This window comes from Nocardia lijiangensis NBRC 108240, assembly GCF_001613045.1.
GTDB classification, from domain to species: Bacteria; Actinomycetota; Actinomycetes; order Mycobacteriales; family Mycobacteriaceae; genus Nocardia; species Nocardia lijiangensis.
This window is the reverse complement of record NZ_BDBP01000060.1, coordinates 1-18531: the sequence shown is the minus strand read 5'-3', so window position 1 is coordinate 18531 and position 18531 is coordinate 1. Positions and strand designations below refer to the sequence as shown.

9 protein-coding genes, 1 tRNA gene and 1 pseudogene are annotated in these 18531 nt (G+C 65.5%); 6 read left to right on the top strand and 5 right to left on the bottom strand.

All coding sequences use genetic code 11. The features are described from left to right. Nucleotides 1-30: 30 nt before the first annotated feature. Complete coding sequence (locus NL1_RS22150; protein WP_084510851.1) at nt 31-1353, bottom strand: cytochrome P450; 1323 nt, start codon at nt 1351-1353, stop codon at nt 31-33. Nucleotides 1354-1683: 330 nt separating this feature from the next. On the opposite strand from NL1_RS22150, the pseudogene NL1_RS22145 reads away from it, so the two are divergent. The 3 genes and pseudogenes from NL1_RS22145 to NL1_RS22135 all read left to right on the top strand — a co-directional run. Next, nucleotides 1684-4611: pseudogene (locus NL1_RS22145) on the top strand (type I polyketide synthase); the annotation flags it as partial. Nucleotides 4612-4800: 189 nt separating this feature from the next. Then, nucleotides 4801-11013 (top strand): type I polyketide synthase, encoded by a 6213-nt coding sequence (locus NL1_RS22140; RefSeq protein ID WP_067842478.1) that lies wholly within the window; start codon nt 4801-4803, stop codon nt 11011-11013. A 53-nt stretch (nt 11014-11066) separates the two neighbouring features. Beyond that, a complete protein-coding gene (locus tag NL1_RS22135; RefSeq protein WP_067842476.1) occupies nt 11067-12173 on the top strand; it encodes an FAD-dependent monooxygenase in 1107 nt (368 codons plus the stop codon). 28 nt (nt 12174-12201) lie between these two features. Here NL1_RS22135 and NL1_RS22130 read toward each other — a convergent pair whose 3' ends face one another. The 4 genes from NL1_RS22130 to NL1_RS38620 form a co-directional block, all read right to left on the bottom strand. Further along, nucleotides 12202-13611, bottom strand: a complete 1410-nt coding sequence (locus NL1_RS22130) for a sensor histidine kinase (RefSeq protein WP_067842587.1) — start codon at nt 13609-13611, stop codon at nt 12202-12204. A gap of 140 nt (nt 13612-13751) precedes the next feature. Continuing rightward, entirely contained in the window at nt 13752-14489 is a 738-nt protein-coding gene (locus NL1_RS22125) for a response regulator transcription factor (protein WP_067842473.1), read from the bottom strand. 371 nt (nt 14490-14860) lie between these two features. Next, nucleotides 14861-16366, bottom strand: coding sequence for an alpha,alpha-trehalose-phosphate synthase (UDP-forming) (locus NL1_RS22120; protein WP_067842583.1), 1506 nt, complete (start codon nt 16364-16366; stop codon nt 14861-14863). Between the two features lie 250 nt (nt 16367-16616). After that, nucleotides 16617-16787, bottom strand: a complete 171-nt coding sequence (locus NL1_RS38620; protein ID WP_169813597.1) for a hypothetical protein — start codon at nt 16785-16787, stop codon at nt 16617-16619. A 205-nt stretch (nt 16788-16992) separates the two neighbouring features. Here NL1_RS38620 and NL1_RS22115 point away from each other — a divergent pair, with 205 nt between their 5' ends. From NL1_RS22115 to NL1_RS22105, 3 genes are all read left to right on the top strand, one after another. Further along, the gene (locus NL1_RS22115; RefSeq protein ID WP_067842470.1) at nt 16993-17826 is read left to right on the top strand and encodes an alpha/beta fold hydrolase; all 834 of its coding nucleotides are present in this window, start codon (nt 16993-16995) and stop codon (nt 17824-17826) included. 151 nt (nt 17827-17977) lie between these two features. Then, nucleotides 17978-18220, top strand: a complete 243-nt coding sequence (locus NL1_RS22110) for an MbtH family protein (protein ID WP_011207082.1) — start codon at nt 17978-17980, stop codon at nt 18218-18220. 111 nt (nt 18221-18331) lie between these two features. Next, nucleotides 18332-18403: transfer RNA gene (locus tag NL1_RS22105), tRNA-Thr, on the top strand. Nucleotides 18404-18531: the final 128 nt, after the last annotated feature.

The window sequence follows — 18531 nt, the reverse complement described above, 5'->3', positions numbered from 1 at the left end:
CGGTATGGTGGCCGGTGCTCGGTCAGCGAATCAGACCGGAGATACGCGGCCGTCGGTGCGCACGGTGATGCGGATACGACTGCTGGGGTTGCGGGGCGGAATCGTGGGCATCTCGATGTGCCGAAATGTTCCCGTCAGCCGCAGATCGGAGGCGGAGATCATCCGTCCGACCGTCAGCAGTATTTGAGTTTTCGCGAAATTCTTGCCGAGGCACTCGTGAGCACCGCGGCCGAATGGCGCGTATCCGCTGCTGGCTTCGGCCTTCTTGTGCAGGAATCGATCGGGCAGGAACTCGGTGGGGTTCGGGAAGTGCTGGTCCGAATAGTGTGTTGCCGCAGTGGCGACGACGATTCGCTCGCCCTTCCTGATCGTGAAGCCGTTGTATTCGAACTCTCTGGTGGCGGTTCGTTGTATGCCGAACGCGATGGGGCTGAGACGCATGGATTCTTGGATCGCTGACCACAGCCGCGGCATCCCAGTCATAGGGTTGTGGTCCACATATCCGGCGTCGCTGAAGTATTCTCTGGCTTCCATTGCGAGTTCTTGGTGAAGATCCGGCCGGCTCAGGATGTCGGTCAATGCGATAGTCATCGTCGCCGCGACGGTATCGATGCCGGCGATCAGTGGTATGAACAGGTTGGCCACGAGCTCGTTATGGGTCATGATGTCGCTTCGCTGTGTGCGCAGCGTCGCCAGCGCTGTGCTCAGTGCAGTCCTGTCGGGTCCTTCCGGGTTCGCCAACAGTTCGGTCGCGACGCCGGTCATGTACTGGACAACGGCTTGTCTACTTCGGCGGTACGACGGCATCAGCAGCATGGCTTTCGGCCACTGACCATTGGAAACGCGGAGTATATATCTGAATGTGTGGCACATTGCGTCATGGACATCAGGGGTGATAGCGCTGTTGACCAGGGTTGCGCTCGCTTGCTGAACGAATAGTCGCTGCATCTCGGGCATCAGTCGCACCGAGCGGTGCCGGGCCCACTGTGCGAGGAGCAGATCGACGTGGTCGATCAAGCCGGAAATCGATGCGGCCTGCCGGGAATAGCCGGGAGCCAGGCTGCGGCGGAGTTCGGTATGCGTGGCGGCGGCGGAATCGATGATGAGTCGATCGGTGCCGAACTCGTTGTGAAATGCTGTCCATGCCAAGGGAATCACGGCGCCGTGTTTTTCCATGGTTCTGAATGCCGTCATCGCATCGGTGCCGGCGAGGACCACCATTTTCTGACCAGGGAATTCGATTCGGAATATTTCTCCGTGTTCCGCATAACCCCGGTGGAACAGTTCGTTGGGCCTGGTGAGAAGTAGCCAACCATTGCGCAAAGCCGACTGCTGGAGCTGTGGTGGAAGCATGGGTGTCCTCACTAACTCATAGGTAATGGGCGACCTGCCGGTGCGCGCTCGTCGTGAGCCTGCGCGGTCCGGCGCGCGGATGCCGGTGACCTTAGAACAGGTTTCATACTGCCGCAAGGCTTGGGGGATGGCCCTGGCAAGTGCCGCCTGGTTCGGAAGCGTCCTTGGATACCGTTGGTTGACAACGCAATAACTCTTACACCGCGTGGAGATGGGCAACGTCGACCCGCCAACCTGCGACTCGAAAGCTCGCCTTGACTGAAACGCGTTCTACCTACAATACTCGGGGCTGGCCGATCGCAGTGGAGGAGCCAAAGGGGGAGGGAAATGTCAGATCCGATCGCTATTGTCGGCATGGGCTGTCGCTTCGGCGGTGGTATCGAATCGCCGGATGCTTTGTGGCGCTTGGTTCTCGAAGGCCGTGACGTTGTGGCGCCTTTTCCCGATGATCGTGGTTGGGACCTGGCGGCTCTGATGGATCCAGACCCGCAGGCCCCTGGTGCATCACCGGTGCGCAAGGGCGCGTTCCTGCGCGATGCGGGCGGATTCGATGCGGACTTCTTCCACATCAGCCCGCGTGAAGCCATGCGGATGGATCCCCAGCAACGGGTGTTTCTGGAAACGGCCTGGGAAGCGTTGGAGGACGCCGGGATCGATCCGAAGGCGTTGCGAGGCACGGACACCGGGGTGTTCGCGGGAGCGATGTATCACGACTATCCGACCGGCATGGCCTCCGGCTCGATGATTTCCGGCAGGTTGTCCTACTTCTTGGCGCTCGAGGGACCGGCGGTGACGGTGGATACGGCGAGTTCGTCGTCGCTCGTCGCGCTACATCAGGCTGTCGGCTCGGTCCGGTCCGGCGAGTGCCGTTTGGCGCTGGTGGGTGGCGTGACTGTCTTGGCAACGCCTGCGGCATTCCTCGAGTTCTCCGAACAGGGCGCCTTGGCCTCGGATGGTCGATGCAAGCCGTTCTCTGCATCGGCGGACGGAACCGGCTGGGGGGAGGGTGTTGGGGTTCTGGTTCTCGAGCGACTCGCCGATGCGGAGCGTCTCGGACACAACGTCTTGGCGGTCGTACGAGGAACGGCCGTCAATCAGGACGGGGGCGGCAATGGGTTCGCGGCACCCAATGGCGAAGCCCAGGAACGCGTTATCCGCCGTGCGCTTGCCGTTGCGGGCCTTTCTGCCGACGACGTCGATATCGTCGAGGCCCATGGCAGCGGCACAACTGTTGGCGACCCGATCGAAGCCCATGCACTGTTGGCTACCTACGGCCGACGTCGACACGATCGACCGCCACTTCGTCTTGGATCGGTGAAATCGAATATCGGGCACACAGCAGCCGCTGCGGGTGTGGCCGGCGTGATCACCATGGTCCAGGCTTTGCGGCACGGGATAATGCCTGCCGCCCTGCATGGTGATTCGCCGAGCCCCAATGTGCGCTGGGATGACGGACGGATCGAGCTGGCCACCGCCCCCATTCCGTGGCCGGACACCGGTCGCCCGCGCCGGGCCGCGGTGTCGAGTTTCGGTCTCAGCGGCACCAACGCCCACGTCATCCTCGAACAAGCGCCACCGGCGGTGAATCCTCATGTGCCGGACGGCGACGGCATGCCTGTCGCATGGCTCGTATCCGGGCACAGTCCAGCGGCTCTGGCCGATCAAGCCCGTCGGCTGCTGAGTCACGTGCAGGCGCAGCCCGGCTCTCGCGCCATCGACGTGAGCTGGTCACTGTTTCGACGCGCTCGCCATCCATATCGTGTCATCGTCACAGGTGACACGCGCCGCCAGCTGATAGCGGGACTCACTGCCTTCTGTGACGGTGAACCTGCGCGGAATGTCATGGCACGCACAGCCGCGACCTCGGGCAAGACAGTGTTCGTGTTCCCCGGGCAGGGCGGTCAATGGCTTGGCATGGCGCGGGAACTTCTCACAGCCGCACCGGTTTTCGCGCAAGCTATCGCAGAATGCGAGCAAGCTATCGCGCCCCACGTCGATTGGTCGCTGACCGCGATGCTGGACGGCCGGGCGGGCGAGGAGGGCGAGGCCGGAAGCTGGCTGGCACGAGTGGATATCGTGCAACCGGTGCTATTCGCGGTGATGGTCTCGATCGCGGCATGGTGGCGATCGGTCGGAGTGGCACCCGATGCCGTGATCGGTCACTCGCAGGGCGAAGTCGCCGCGGCCTACGTAGCCGGAGCAATGTCCCTCGAAGACGCCGCGCTCGTCACCATCGTGCGTAGTCGACTGGTGCACCAGCACTTGGCCGGTCACGGCGGCATGGCTGCCGTGGCCTTGTCCGCGGGCGAGGCGAGAAGCAGGCTGGGTGGGCTCGGTGTAATCGCTGTCGCCGCCACGAACAGCCCGTCGTCGGTAGTCGTGTCCGGCGACCCGAGGACCGTGGACGACGTGGTGGCCGAATGCGATCGCGATGGCACCAGAGCCACTCGCATCGCAGTGGATTATGCCTCCCACAGCCATCACGTCGAGCCATTGCGCGAGCCACTGCTGGCCGCATTGGCGCACATCCAACCATCGGCCACAGGCACAGCCTTCTATTCCACGGTCACCGGTGCGGTACTCGACACCGCACAGCTGGACGCGGAATACTGGTACCGAAATCTGCACTGCACGGTCCAATTCGAAGCAGCGACCCGAGAATTGCTGGACGACGGATACAGCGTATTCGTCGAGTGCAGCCCGCATCCGCTGCTCACCCCGAGCATCGATGAGACCAGCATGACCGCCCGCCGTCCATTGTCGGCCACGGTTGTCGGATCGCTGCGTCGCGACCAGCGTGATACCAGCGAATTGCTCAGTGCGGCAGCTCATCTCGAGGTCGCCGGTGTGACTGTCGACTGGGCTGCGCTGCTGCGCGACCGCAAACCCCATCGCGTACCGCTCCCCAGCTACGCGTTCCAGCACCGTCGATACTGGCTTGCGGCAAATCCACGGACCGGTCCATCCTCGGAACCTCTCGGCGAACCTGCGCACGATGCGAATCTGCCTCCGCTTCCACAGCAGTTGGCCGGGCTCGCAAATGCCGAACAGGGCGCCATTCTGCTGCGTACTGTCCGCTCCACGGTGGCAGCAACTCTCGGGTACGACGACGCCGAATCCATCCCACGCGACCGCACCTTCAAGGAGCTCGGTGTCGAGTCGTTGACCGCGGTAGAGGTCCGAGCCCGGCTTGCCGCAGTGACCGGACTGGATTTGCCGAGCACCCTCGTCTTCGATTATCCGACTCCGGAATCGGTTGCCGGGCATATCCAGGATCGGCTCGCCGCATCGGCTGGGGAGAACGGGCGAAACGACCTGGATCGAGTTGCGAGCTCCGGATTCGCGCAGTCCGCATCCGAAGAAGAGCTTCGTAGCTTCATCGAACGACTCAAGCGCGAACCTATCTGATCGCCTCGAGGCGTACACATTCAACTAGGGAGGGAAACATTGACTGACCACAGTCTGCTCGCGGACCTCAGATTCGTGACGGCGAAGTTGGTTGCGGCTCAGGAGAAGCTGGACCGGGCGTCGGAGCCGATCGCGATCGTAGGGACGGGCTGTCGATTCCCCGGTGGCATAGCCGGTCCCGACGACCTGTGGGAATTCGTGGCCGCTGGCGGCGACGCAATTGCCGGCTTCCCGACCGACCGAGGGTGGAACGTCGATTCGCTCTACGATCCCGACCCGGACACGCCGGGCAAGAGTTACGTTCTGCAGGGCGGATTTCTCGACGCGATCGGTTTCGACGCCGAATTCTTCGGGATCAGCCCGCGCGAAGCGTTCGCTATGGATCCCCAGCAGCGACTGTTGCTCGAGGTGACCTGGGAGGCCCTCGAGGATGCCGGGATCGATCCAGTGTCGTTGCGCGGTAGCGACACCGGAGTCTTTGCCGGTGCTTTCGCACAGCATTACGGATCCGACAACCAGGATACGGAGGGCTACCGCCTCACCGGCAACTCGGTCAGTGTCATCTCCGGCCGGATCGCGTATGTGTTCGGCCTGCAAGGACCCGCGTTGTCGATCGACACCGCCTGCTCGTCGTCGCTGGTCGCGGTACACCAGGCGGCAACAGCGCTGCGTGCCGGCGAATGTGACCTCGCCCTCGCGACCGGCGCCACCGTGATGAGCAGCCCCGAACTGTACATCGAGTTCGCCCGGCAACGTGCGCTCGCCCCCGACGGTCGCTGCAAGCCTTTCTCGGACGACGCTGACGGCACCGTTTTCGGTGAGGGCGCCGGAGTCCTGGTGCTGGAACGACTTTCGGACGCCGTTCGCAACCGGCGTCACATCCATGCCCTCGTTTGCGGTAGCGCGGTCAACCAGGACGGTGCATCCAATGGTCTGTCCTCTCCCAACGGACCCGCTCAGCAGCGTGTCATTCGCCGGGCACTTTCGAACGCCGGGCTGACCGTCGACGACATCGACGTCGTCGAGGCGCACGGTACCGGAACCCGGCTCGGCGACCCGATCGAGGCCAACGCGTTGCTGGCCACCTACGGCCTCCGTAGGCCCGACACGGCCCCGCTGCGGCTCGGCACGGTGAAGTCGAACTTGGGTCACACTGCGGCCGCCGCGGGAATGGCGGGGATTATCAAGATGATTCAGTCGATGCGGCACGGGACACTGCCCAAGAGCCTGCGGATTGGTACCCCTTCCTCCCACGTGGCCTGGGGTAATGGCCGCATCGAACTCCTCACTGAGAACATCCCATGGCCCGCCACCGGCGGTCCCCGTCGTGCCGCGGTATCCGGCTTCGGCATCAGCGGAACCAACGCGCATGTCATCCTCGAACAGGCGCCACCGGCCGAGGACGCGACCGAATCCGACAGCGGCGCCGGTTATCCGGCGGCATTGCTGATTTCAGCACATACCCGGCAAGCATTGACCGCGCAGGCTTCGCGCTTGCTGGCACACATGCACGCAAGGCCGGACCTGCGTCCGATCGACGTCAGCTGGTCGCTGCTGAACCGGGCCCGCTACCCGCACCGCGCCATCGTCGTCGGCGCCGACGGGGAACAGCTCTGCGCGGGCCTTCGCGCTGTGGTGGACAGCACGCCGGCGGCCGGCGTCGTCGCCGGTGAGGTGGCACGGCCCGGCAAGACCGTCTTCGTATTCCCGGGCCAGGGCGGACAGTGGCTCGGGATGGCTCGCGACCTGTTGGAGACCTCCCCGGCCTTCGTTGACGCGATCACCGAATGTGCGCGAGTCTTCGCCCCGCACGTCGACTGGTCACTGTTGGAGGTGTTGCGCAGTGGGATGGACGACAACGAGGTCGCGCCTTCGTGGCTGCACCGCGTCGACATCGTGCAACCCACCCTCTTCGCGGTCATGGTCGGCCTCGCCGCCTGGTGGCGTTCTCTGGGGGTCGTGCCCGACGCCGTCGTAGGCCACTCTCAGGGTGAAGTCGCCGCGGCCTACCTGGCAGGGGCCATCACCTTGCAGGACGCCGCACTGATCGCCATTACCCGCAGCCGACTGGTGCACGACGAGCTTGCCGGACGCGGCGGCATGGCTGCGGTGGCCTTGTCGCTGAGCGAGGTGGCCGAACGGCTGGAGTCCTACGGCGATACGCTCGAAGTCGCCGCCGTCAACGGGCCACGCTCGATCATCATCGCGGGCGATGGCACCGCGATCGATGATTTCGTCGGTCGGTGTGATGCTGACGGTGTCCGGGCGAGCATCATCGCTGTCGACTACGCCTCGCACAGCCGACATGTCGAATCACTTCGGGGACAACTGATTGCCGCACTTGCCGGGATCGAACCCACCTCGGCCGGTATCCCCTTCTATTCCACTGTCACCGGCGCGCTGCTGGACACCGCAGGGCTCGATGCGGACTACTGGTACCGAAATTTACGTGGCACGGTTCGATTCGAGGAGTGTGTCCGGGCGCTCCTCGATGACGGCCACATCGTCTTCTTGGAGATCAGTCCACACCCGTTGCTTACCTTCAGCGTCGAAGAAAGCGTCTGCGGCGAACAGGCCGCCACCGTCGTCGGGTCGCTACGCCGCGGGGAAGACGGCATCATGTCACTGCTGACGGCCGCGGCGAGACTCGACCTGGCCGGACTGTCCATCGACTGGGCCACACTGCTCGCCGGTCATGATCCCCGCCGTATCCCACTGCCGACCTATGCCTTTCAGCACCAGCGGTACTGGGCCACGCCCACTCGCGAATCCGACCCGCGATCCATGGGCCTGGACACAGTGGACCACCCATTGCTCGCAACGTTGCTGCCGGCCCCCCAGTCCGGCGCACTGACGGCTACTGCCGCGATATCGGTGCAGACTCAGCCTTGGCTGGCCGACCACGTGGTGGGTGGCTCGATCCTGTTCCCCGGCACCGGTTTCGTCGAGTTGGCGATCCGGATCGGCAATGAAGTCCAGTGCCCGATAGTCCGAGAACTCACTTTGCTCGCACCGTTGGTGCTGTCGCAGGAGGGCGCGATTCCACTCCATATCCTGCTTTCGGAGGCTGACGAGCAGGGCGAACGTGATATCGCGTTCTACTCGCGCACAAGCGAATTCGCTGCGCAACCGCAATGGCAGATCCATGCCAAGGGACAGCTGTCCCCGCACGTTGGCGCAAGGAGCGACGCCCAATCGGCATTTGCGGATGCTTGGCCACCGCAGGGTTCCGTCGCGGTGGATGTCGATGAACTCTTCGATGTGCTCCGCTCCCACGGATACGGTCATGGCCCGATCTTCCAAGGACTCACCTCGCTGTGGCGGCACGGCGACGAGTTGATTGCCGAAGCGGCGCTTCCGTGCTCGTCGTCCCGAGCCAGCGAGTACGGACTCCACCCGGCGTTGCTGGATACGCTGCTGCAGGCATCGATAGCTGGTGCCGGACTGACAGCGGTGGATGACGGAGCACTGGTGCTCCCGTTTGCCTGGCAGAACGTCGCGCTGCACCAGTACGGTGCCGAACAAGTGCGGGCGCGAATCACGCCCGCCGGGTCCAACTCCGTCACGGTGCATGTGTTCGACAGGGTCGGAGTTCCGGTAATGACGGTCGAGTCGCTGACGAGCCGCCCGATCCGGCTCGACCAGCTTCGGCCGTCGGCCTTGCATGGACGGCTGCACGTCATCGACTGGCCGATGATCCCCAACCCGGCATCGCTGCCGACAATCGAACTCGGTGCCTGGGTCGACATGCCCGGGTCATCGGATGCCGAAGCGGCACAGGTCGTCGTTCTCGATTGTCGCGGGGACGGGGGCGAGTCGATGATCTCGCACACCCACAGTATGGTCCAGCACGCGCTTGCCGCGTTGCGGTCCTGGTCGCAACAACAACGCTTCGAATCCAGCAGACTGCTGGTACTGACACGCAACGCCGTGGCGATATCGGCGGGCGAGATCGTCACTCCGGCCGCGGCTGCCGTGTGGGGCTTGGTCCGGTCGGCGCAATCGGAGAACCCCGGGCGCATCCTCATCGTCGACACCGATTCGATGGACAAGGGAGTGCACGGCGACGTCGAAGACTTCGTCGCCGTCCGCAACATCGCAGCCACCGCGATCGCCGGCGATGAACCACAGCTGGCCATCCGCGAGGGCGTGCTGCACGTACCGCGGCTCGCCGCGACACAATACGAGCCGGCGCGGACCGGTGAAACGCCGTCGATCACTGCCGCGGCGCGCGGCACAATCCTGGTTACCGGTGGGACGAGTGGACTGGGCGCCACGCTTGCCGAACACCTCGTCCGCAGGCACGGGGTGGGATCGCTGCTGCTGGCCAGTCGGTCGGGACCGGATAACCCTGCGGCACAGGATCTCTGCCGTCGACTCGCCGAGCTGGACGCCGACGTCGAGGTCGTCGCCTGCGACGTCTCCGATCGCGCGGCCCTTGCTGCGCTACTGGCAGGCATTCCCGAAGACAAGCCGCTGACCGGTGTCATTCACGCAGCCGCCGTTCTCGACGACAGCGTCATCGAGAACATGAGTCCGGCTCAACTCACCAGCGTATTGGCACCCAAAGCCGATGCGGCGTGGCACCTGCACGAACTCACCCGCGATCACGATCTGGCGCTGTTCATCCTCTACTCCTCCGTCGCGGGGATCATCGGATCACCCGGGCAAGCCAACTACGCGGCGGCAAACGCTTTCCTGGATGGACTCGCCGCGTACCGTCATACCCTGGGCCTTCCCGCCACGTCCATCGCGTGGGGACTGTGGGAGGACTCCACCTCGATGACCGAGCACGTTCTCAGTACACGTACCCACGCCACACGCATGGCACGGCTCGGTATCGGCATCCTCGGCACCGACGTGGGCTTGGCGCTCTTCGACGCCGCGCTCGAGCAGGGCCTGCCCTGCGTCGCCGCGTCCACATGGGATACCAGCCACCTGAGCGGTCCCCACCAGGACCCGCCTCCCGTATTCCGGAATCTCATCGCGCGCCCGAACCGATCCCGATCCAGCAGGCGGACCACCGTGCACTCGCTGGCAAAAGAGCTGGTCGGAGTGCCCGAGACAGAAAGGCGCGATCTCGTATCTGCAGCCGTTCGCGCCCATATCTCGGCAACTCTCGGTCACGGAAATCCGGACAGTATCAACCTGGATCTCACCTTCAAAGAGCTCGGCTTCGATTCACTCACAGCTGTTGAAGTCCGGAACCGTCTCAACAAGACCACCGGCATCGCATTTCCCGCCACACTGGTCTTCGACTATCCGACACCGGCAGCGCTGTCCGATCACATCTGCGAACGACTGGCCAGCCAACCCGAGACCGAGGATGCCGCCGAGCAGAACGAAGTTCGCCCACAGTTGGTGCCGGCAGTGACGGCCGCGGCCGATCCGTCGGAAACGATCGTAGGTATCTTCCGCCGAGCTTTGGCTTCCAAGAACGCAGTGGCGGGGTTCGAGTTTCTGCGGGCGGCTGCGGAGCTCCGTCCGACGTTCACGCGAACCGATGTTGCCGATGCGGCCCTACCGAGCAGTGTCGGTATCAACGGAGGTGTCCCCTTCAATTCGGCTGGAACCGCCATGCCGCACGTCGTACTCATCAACACCCCGGCGTTTCTCGGTGGGTACGTGCAGTACCTGTCGATCGCCGCGTACCTCGGTAGCCACCGCCGCGTCTCGGCTATTCCCTTGTCCGGCTACAACCCGGACGAGCCGCTGCCGGAAACGCTCGATGCCGCATTGGAAGGTCTCGTCGAGGCGGTCATGGAGACGGTCGGTGACGACGAATTCGTCATCGGTGGACTATCGGCGGGGGGAAATCTCGCGCACGCCGTCGCAGGTCGGCTGCTCGAGCGCGGCAACACGCAGTTGAAAGGTCTGGTTGTGCTCGACGCCTTCATATCGCCCGAGGCGAACGCAAGTATCTCGGAAGGATTGGTCGGCCATCTCGTGGAAATGGACGAGGTAATCCCTGACCTCGCTGGATTCACCGCAGCCCGGCTCACTGCGATTGCCAAGTGGAGCGGCCTGATGGCTCAGCTCACCTTTCCGCCCGTCGCCTGTGAAACTCTCTACGTCAAATGTACGAAGCCGTCGTCGATTACCAATAGCCTCAACGCATTTCCGGTCGAAGTCTGGTCGACAGCACAGATCGTCGAGGTCGTGGACACCGATCACGGCTCACTGGTCGGCGCGGACGCCGAACTGACCGCGCAGGTTCTCGAACAATGGCTTACCAGGGGCAGTGGGCTCTGAATCGACATGCGCTGTATCGACTATTTGGCATTCATACCGGATTGGGAGGGAAGATGACCCGACTCAGCAGGCGGGCCGGGATTGTTGGGGGCGGGGTCGGCGGGCTGGCGGCGGCAATCGCATTGCGACAGGCGGGCTGGGATGTCACGGTGTTCGAGCAGGCACCGGAGTTCGCCGAGGTGGGCTCCGCAATCATTCTGCCCGTCAACGGAATTACCGCCCTTGGCGCGCTCGGGCTTGGGGACCGGATCCGCGAGCACATGGTGCCCGATCGGATTTCAGAAGTGCGCACAGCGCGGGGGCGCACTCTGCTACGTTCCCGGCTGAGTGATGCAACGGGGTACGCGGGAATGATTCTGCTGTCGCGAGCTGAGCTCATCGCTCTGCTGGCGGATGCGCTGCCCGCGGAGTGTATTCGATCGGGCCAACAGGTGCGAGCAGTGCACGAGGCTGGTGTTGTGGTCACCGATTCCGCAACCGCAACATTCGACTTGGTAGTCGCGGCCGATGGAGTCCACAGTGTCGTGCGACAACAAATGTGGCCCGATATCGCCCTGCGCCACACGGGGATCACGGTATGGCGTTGGATCGTCGACGGCCCATCCCCGGATTTCGCCGGATTCGTGTGGGGTCCGGGCGGCGACGTGGGAATCTTCCCCATGACCGGCGGTCGCACAATGGTGTATGCCGCCGGCCGTCCCGGCATCGGCGACTTGAGTCATTTTGCCGACTGGACCGACCCGGTGCCCGGCCTGATCTCGGCGGCAAGCCAGGTCGTGCGCAACGAGGTGATAGACCTCCCGGTGCCTCGTTCCCTGGTCCGCGGGCGTGTGGCGCTGCTGGGAGACGCCGCGCACGCGATGCTCCCTTCCCTTGGGCAGGGCACATCGATAGCCCTGGAGGACGCCGTAACCCTGGCTGCCTCGGCTCCCGGCTTGACGGCCTACACCGCGGCGCGCCGTAGCCGCGCGCGGCACGTGAGTTTGCTTTCGCGTTACGGAATGCCCACTCCGGCAACGGGTGCCCGCTCCGGAATCACCGTCCTGCTGGCGGGACTGCTGCCGGATCGACCGTTGGTGTGGATGGCAGGCGTGGGGCGGCGATCCGCGACTCGCTGGACACCACCGCGTATCCCGGTCCCGAACGCTGAAACGCACTGATTCCGTATGGGCGACCGTATACGTGGGGTCATGGGTTTTCGCGGGGCAGACGGACAGTGAACGCTGTGCCAGCACCCGGGGTGCTCGTGACTTCGACGGCGCCGTGGTGGGCAGTGACCAAGGCCTGCACGATGGACAGGCCCAGCCCGGAGCCGCCGCTGGTGCGGGCGCGTGAGCTGTCGGTGCGGTAGAAGCGTTCGAAGATCCGCTCGGCCTCCTCGGGCGGCAGACCCGGACCGGTGTCGGCCACCTCGAGCAGCACCTCGTCGTCGGCGGGCGTGAGGCGAACCGTCACCGAGGCGTCCGGCGGGGTGTGCGTAAGCGCGTTGTTCAGCAGATTCGCCAGTACCTGGCGCAGTCTGGCCTCGTCGCCGGTGATTTCCAAAGTCCCGGAACCGGAACATACTTCGAGGGCGATCGGGCGGCGCGGACCGTCCGGATCGGCGGCCGCGGCACCCGCGCGCGCGTTGTGCACCGCGTCGCTGGCGACCGCGAGCAGATCCACCGTGCCGCTCTCCAGCGGGCGCTGCGCGTCCAACCTGGCCAGCATCAGCAGATCCTCCACCAGCAGACCCATCCGCTGCGCCTCGCGTTCGATCCGGTCCATGTACATCCCGGGATCGGTGACGGCGCCCTGCCGGTACAGCTCGGCGAAACCGCGAATGGTGGTGATCGGGGTGCGCAATTCGTGGCTCGCGTCGGCGATGAAGCGGCGCATTTTCGCCTCGGAGCGCTTCGCCGCCGCCTCCGAGGCCTCGGTCGTGGCGAACGCGGATTGGATCTGCGCCAGCATGCCGTTCAGCGATTGGGACAGCCGGTCCACCTCGGTATTGGTGCCACGCACCGGAACTCGGCGATGCAGATCACCCCTGGCGATGGCCGCCGCGATGTTCTCCACCCGGCGCAGCGGGCGCAGGCTGCTCCGGATCACGAAATAGGCGGCAAGCGCCAGCACGGCGAGAACGACGAGGCCGATCACCAGCTGGAGCATCACCAGCCGCTGGACGGTCTGCTGATTGTGAGTGAGGGGCAACGCGATCGTGGTGATCGTTTCCTGGTGGTGCACGGTCAGCACGCGCCATTGGACGTCGGAATCACCGACCGAACCCACCGTCACCGGCTGGAGAGACGGCGGATTCGGCAAATCGGGCGTGGCGTCGACATTGAACGGCTTCAACACGAAAGAGCCCGAGCCGCTCTTGTTCTCGGTGACGATGTAGAACGGGCTCGGCGCGGTGCGCTGATCCAGCGGCGGATTCGGCGGCGGCAGCGGCGGGCGCGTCGTCCTTGTGCGGGTCATCGCCGCATCGTGCAACTGCTGATCGGTGCGGTTCAGCAGGGACACCTCCAGCGACGACGTGACCGCCATGCCGGAAGCCAGCAAGCCGAGACCGGCCAGCGCCACCAGGGCCACCACCAGCGTCACCCGCAGCGGAATCGCGCCGAGCCACCGCGCGAGCGCCTCCCGCGCCCGGCGCGCCCTGCCTGGTTCGCGGGCGGCGCGCCGCTGTGCCGAGGGACGAGTCCGCTTGGCGGCTGGCGCTTTCCGATCGGCCTCTGCACGCACCGAACCCACGCTCACTGGCCCGGCGGGCGGCCACGTTGCGGCGCTCGCATCACGTAGCCGACGCCGCGCAAGGTGTGGATCAGCCGCTGCTCGCCGGTGTCCACCTTCTTGCGCAGATACGACACGTAGGTCTCCACCACGCCGACCTCGCCGCCGAAGTCGTAGCGCCACACGTGATCCAAGATGCGCGGCTTGCTCAGCACGGTGCCCGCGTTGACCATGAAATACCGCAGCAGGGTGAACTCGGTGGGGGACAGGGTGACCGGCTCGCCCGCCTTCCACACCTCGTGGGTGTCGTCGTCGAGTTCGATGTCCTCGAAGCGGATCCGCGAACTCTCCTTCGCGGATTCGCAGGGCCCGGCGCGGCGCAGCACCACCCGCAGCCGGGCCACCACCTCCTCCAAGCTGAACGGCTTGGTGATGTAGTCGTCGGCGCCCAAGGTCAGCCCCGCCACCTTGTCCTGCACGTCGTCGCGGGCGGTCAGGAAAAGCACGGGCGCGTCGATGCCGTCGGCGCGCAGCCTCGGCAGCAGGCCGAAGCCATCGATGCCCGGCATCATCACGTCGACGATCAAGGCCTGCGGCCGGAAGCTGCGGGCCCGGTCCAGCGCCTGCGCGCCATCGCTCGCGGTCTCCACCTCGAAGCCCTGGTAGCGCAGGCTCACCGAGAGCAACTCCAGGATCATCGGCTCGTCGTCCACCACCAGCACCCTGGCCTCGGGGGACTGCTCCGTGGGCGCACCAGTCATAGCTTCATGGTGCGCCTCGCATCTGCGAGAACGCTGGACCTTTCCTGGGAACTTGCTGTGTTGGTTGGCGCGCTGGCGCGCGCGTGTTCGCGGCCCCCTGGTGTCTCGCGTCCGAGCGGTCGCGTCTCGCGCCTTCGGCGCATGCGTCGCGACCGCTCGGACGCGAGACGGGCCGCGAACGGGCTCGTAAGACTCGCCTGGGGGTGGTTGGGAGGGCGTGGATGGTGCGTTTGTCCTCGGGTTCGCCGGCCTGAGGGGTAATCGCGGTTGTATCAGCGGGTGGGGTGCTCGGACTCCGGGTAGACGTCTTCGTCGGTGGGCAGGGCGTGGCCTGGATGCGCGCCCGGCTGCCGGCCGACCTGGTGACGCGCTCAGCGGCTGGGGTTGTCCGACTCCGGGTAGACGTCCTCGTCGGTCAACAGCGCACTACCCGCCACCTGGTCCTGGGCGAGGGCGTCGAGGAAGGCGCGGGCCCAGCGGTCTACGTCGTGGGCGAGGACCTGGCGGCGCAGGGAGCGCATGCGGCGGCGTTTGGTGTCGCGGTTGTCTTCGACGGCGGAGACGATGGCGTCCTTCACGCTGTCCAGGTCGTGTGGGTTGCACAGGTAGGACTGGCGCAGCTCTGCGGCCGCGCCGGTGAACTCGCTGAGCACCAGGGCGCCGTTGAGGCCGCTGTGACAGGCGACGTACTCCTTGGCCACCAGGTTCATGCCGTCGCGCAGCGGGGTCACCAGCATGACGTCGGCGGCGACGAAGAAGGCGATCAGCTCGTCGCGCGGAATGGGGCGGTGCAGGTAGTGCACCACCGGGTAGCCGACCCTGGCGAACTCGCCGTTGATCCGGCCCACCTGGCGCTCGATGTCGCCGCGCATCTGGATGTAGCTCTCGACGCGCTCGCGGCTCGGGGTGGCCAGCTGCACCATGACGGTCTCGGACGGGTCGACGCGGCCGTCGATCAGCAGCTCTTCCAGCGCGTTGAGCCGGATGTCGATGCCCTTGGTGTAGTCGAGCCGGTCGACACCGAGCAGGATGTTCTTCGGGTTGCCCAGCTCGGCGCGGATCTTGGCGGCACGCTCACGGATCGAGCGCCGCCGCGAGTGCTCGTCCAGCGCGGCCGAGGCGATCGAGATCGGGAACGCGCCGACCCGCACGCTGCGGAAACCCACCTGCACCACGCCGAGCTTGGAACGCACGCCGATGGCGCCGCGCGAGGTCGGCTGCCCGGCCAGTCGCCGCGCCAGGTACAGGAAGTTCTGCGCGCCGCCGGGCAGGTGGAAACCGATCAGATCGGCGCCGAGCAGACCTTCGATGATCTCGGTCCGCCACGGCATCTGCATGAACAGCTCGACCGGCGGGAACGGGATGTGCAGGAAGAAGCCGATGGTCAGGTCGGGCCGCAGCATGCGCAACATCTTGGGCACCAGCTGGAGCTGGTAGTCCTGCACCCACACGGTCGCGCCCTCGGCGGCCACCTTCGCGGTCTCCTCGGCGAACCGGCGGTTCACGTTGACGTAGGCGGCCCACCAGTTCCGGTCGTAGATCGGCCGGACGATCACGTCGTGGTACAGCGGCCACAGCGTCCCGTTCGAGAAGCCCTCGTAGTAGTCGGTGACCTCCTGCGCCGACAGCGGCACCGGATGCAGCTCGAGGCCGTCTTCGATGATCGGCTCGACCTCGACGTCGGGCACGCCCGCCCAGCCGACCCACGCGCCCTTGTTGTTGCGCAACACCGGCTCCAACGCGGTGACCAGGCCGCCGGGGCTGCGCTTCCAGCGGGTGCTGCCGTCGGGCAGTTTCTCCAGATCGACAGGCAGACGATTGGCCACGACGACGAAACCCGAACCCGCGCCCTCCGGAGCGATCGATCCGGCACGCAGGGCGCCGGGCTCCGAGGGGCCGGGTTCGGGTAGTTCGGACTTGGCGTGCTGGTCGTCGAACGGCTGTTCGGTCATCTGGTCCACTCACGCATCCTTATTTGGTTGGCGGCGCTCGCGGTCTCCTGTGCGGTTACGCGGGCTGGTGTCGCCGGGGCCCGTCGCTCTCGCCTGATCACGCGTCGCTGATTCGGCGTTGGAGTTTGTCTGTCGAGTCGACGGCGCCGTTGTCGTCGAGTGAGTGGCCGGGCGTTTACTCGGTGCGGCCGCTCGGGCCGATGCCGAGCATCGCAAGCAGCATCCGGCATTCGTCGGCGTCCTCGGCGTAGGCCGCGACGACCCGCTGCGCCTGACGTGCGGTCTCGTCGGCGAGTGGTTCCAGCTCGTCGTCCGCGATGTCGTTCGCGCTACCCTTCGCGGCCATATTCTCGTCCTCCCGGCTCAATACGCTCGTGCGTGCGAATAGTCAATGGTAAGCGACAGTGGCGCCCCCAAGGCCTCGGAGCCGCTTCGCGGTATGGAATCGGCGCCGCCGCACCAGTATCCCGCTTTCCCCGAGTGCCTGCTGCACCCTAACCCGAGTGCCTATACCGTGGTGGCGCAGCATCAACTCCACGAAAGGGTCGACAATGCCGCTGGCGACGGTGAACGGTATCTCCCTCAACTATCAGGTCAAGGGCGACCGGGCGAAGGGCACCGACGTCAAGGGCGGCGGGCCGCTCGTGGTGATGATCATGGGCACCGGAAGCCCCGGCCGGGTCTGGGAGCTGCACCAGGTGCCCGCGCTGGTCGGCGCCGGGTACCGGGTCTGCACCTTCGACAACCGCGGCATCGCGCCCTCGTTCGAGGCGGCCTCCGGCATGACGGTCGACGAATTGGTCGCCGACACCGCCGGGCTCATCGAGCTACTCGGCGAGGGTCCCGCGCTGGTGGTCGGCACCTCGATGGGCGCGCGCGTCGCCCAGGAACTCGCGCTGGCCAGGCCCGATCTGGTGCGCAAGGCCGTGTTCATGGCCGGGCACGGGCGGCTCGACCAGTTCCAGAAGACGCTCTCGCTCGGCGAGCACGACCTGGACGCGAGCGGTGTCAAGCTGCCGCCGAAATACGAGGCCGCGGTGACCGCGGTGATGAACCTGTCGCCCGCCACCATGGCCCAGACCAACGCCGCCCGCGACTGGCTCGACCTGTTCGAATTCACCGGCGGTCCGGTCACCCCCGGCATCCGGGCCCAGCGCAAGATGGACCACGATTTCGACCGCGTGCAGGCCTACCGCGGGATCTCAGTGCCCTGCTTGGCCGTCGGATTCGCCGATGACCGGATGATCCCCCCATACCTCACCAGGGAGGTGGCGGAGGCCATCCCCGGAGCCCGCTACCAGGAGATCCCCGACGCCGGGCACTTCGGCTACCTCGAGCGGCCGGAGGCGGTCAACAAGATCCTCCTGGAATTCTTTGCTGCCTGAGGTAACCACCTACGCGTAACGTCTCCCTTGCTAGGGTCGACACAACGCTCGGGGAGTCTGTCCGGTGCACGGCTCGTGATTCACACGGTCACGCAACGGACAGGCCCTGGAGTCGATCCCGTACATAGCGCCAGTATCCAGTGAGGTGAAATTGAGCACCAACCCCTTCGATGACGAAGACGGCCGCTTCTTTGTCCTGGTCAACGACGAGGAACAGCATTCCCTGTGGCCCGCCTTCGCCGAGGTTCCGGCCGGATGGCGAGTCGTGTTCGGTGAGGACAGCCGCGCTGCCTGCGTCGAGTACGTCGAGAAGAACTGGACCGATATGCGTCCGAAGAGTCTGCGCGACGCGATGGCCGCCGACGACGCGGCCCGGCAGGGCGCCCAGTCCTGAACCGCGGTATTCGATACTGCGCCGGGAAATCTCGCTGAGCCGCCACCGCGTGGCACCGTAAAGCCGGTGTCACGCGGCGGGCAGGCCCGGCTATGATTGGCACCGCTTCTCGCCTCCTTAGCTCAGTGGTAGAGCACTCGCCTTGTAAGCGAAAGGTCGTCAGTTCAATCCTGACAGGGGGCTCGTTGGTGGAAGGGCGCTCGGTTCTTGGGGCCGGGCGCCTTTCTGCATCCGCTTCGCGGCTGAGCTCAGTGGTGGAGGCTCTGTCGTTTGTGTAAGCGAAAGGTCGTCAGTTCAATCCTGACAGGGGG

Excerpts from the sequence above, each read along its gene's own strand:
- NL1_RS22150 (WP_084510851.1), bottom strand. The coding sequence starts at position 1,353 with ATGCTTCCACCACAGCTCCAGCAGTCGGCTTTGCGCAATGGTTGGCTA.
- NL1_RS22135 (WP_067842476.1), top strand. The coding sequence starts at position 11,067 with ATGACCCGACTCAGCAGGCGGGCCGGGATTGTTGGGGGCGGGGTCGGC.
- NL1_RS22125 (WP_067842473.1), bottom strand. The coding sequence starts at position 14,489 with ATGACTGGTGCGCCCACGGAGCAGTCCCCCGAGGCCAGGGTGCTGGTG.
- NL1_RS38620 (WP_169813597.1), bottom strand. The coding sequence starts at position 16,787 with ATGGCCGCGAAGGGTAGCGCGAACGACATCGCGGACGACGAGCTGGAA.
- NL1_RS22115 (WP_067842470.1), top strand. The coding sequence starts at position 16,993 with ATGCCGCTGGCGACGGTGAACGGTATCTCCCTCAACTATCAGGTCAAG.